1 protein-coding gene is annotated in these 1,158 nt (G+C 70.3%); it reads right to left on the bottom strand.

Features of this window, described 5'->3' with window-relative positions:
• A partial coding sequence (locus BBK14_RS15480; RefSeq protein WP_071063171.1) for a replication initiator occupies window positions 1-1,158 on the bottom strand: 1,158 nt, incomplete at both ends.

The raw sequence follows: 1,158 nt of genomic DNA, 5'->3' as shown, positions 1-1,158 counted from the left end.
GACGAGGATGCGTCGGCCGCCGATGCCGAGGGTGGCCCGCTGGTGGACCTTGCCTTTGCAGCGGCCGGCTTGCAGACGTCCGTGTGCCTTCTTCGGCTGGATGCCGTAGAGCAGCCAATTCGCGCACCGCTCATTGCACGGCGTCACCCGCAGCTCGTGCCACAGCCGGTCGAGGTGGTCCCGCTGCCGGTCGGTATCGGGCTTGTGGCAGTCGGCCGCACTCTTGGTGATGTACTTCGTGATGTAGCCGATCGTGCGGTTGGCGTGAACCGTGCCCGGGGTGACGCCCTCGGCATGGACCTGCGATCCGAAGCGGACCACGTGAGCCGGTTGTGCGTCCGGGTCGGTGTCGATGAGATCCAGGGCGTCAGCCCACGAGGTCAGCGGTTCCCGGGTGTCGGGGTCGACCCATTCGGCGCGGTCGGTGTCCCAGACGGGTGGCCGATCGAGGGTGTAGACGGGTTCGTCAGCAGCGGGCCACCAGACCTGGTGGTAGGTGGCGGCGGCGACCTGTCGCAGCACGGCGCGCGGGATGGTGCCGCGGATGGCGAAGTGGGCGTGGGGGGCGAGCCTGCGTTGGGGCTCGACGCAGCCGGCGTACTGGACGTTCCAGCCGACGCAGCGGCGCAGGTTCTGCCAGAACCGGTCGAGGAGCCGGGCGAAGTGGACCGCGTCCCAGGCGGCGCGTCGGTAGTCGTAGGTGTCGGGGTTGACGGGGGTGCCGTCGGGCAGCACCCGCCCGTAGGTGTCCAGGGTGAGTGACAGCCACATCGACGGCCGGTGTTCGGTGCCGTCGGGGGCGGTGTAGACCTTCCCCACGGTGCGCGGCTCCACCTTCTTGCGCGGCAGGTCCGGCGCGTCTTGACGGCGGCGGGTGGAGCGTTTGCGGCGTCCGTGGTTGTCGTCGTCCTGGTTGTGGGGTGGGGCGACGGCGCCGCGGAGTCCTTCGGCGGCGATGGCTTCCTCTACCTCCCCGATCGCCTCATCGATGGCGGGCACCTGGTCGAACTGCGCCGCGCGTTGGGCCTCATCGCGGGCGAACTCCAGGTGAGCCCGCAGCAGGATCAACTCGCGTTGTGCGTCGGTGGCCGGATTCGGGGCGGGTGCGGGTTCGTCGGTGCGGTGCCAGCCCTCGCGGATCTGCGTCTGCCGCAGCCG

It is taken from the genome of Parafrankia soli (assembly GCF_001854695.1).
Taxonomy (GTDB): Bacteria; Actinomycetota; Actinomycetes; order Frankiales; family Frankiaceae; genus Parafrankia; species Parafrankia soli.
Note: the sequence above shows the minus strand (reverse complement) of the source record. Positions and strands in the feature narration are given on the sequence as shown.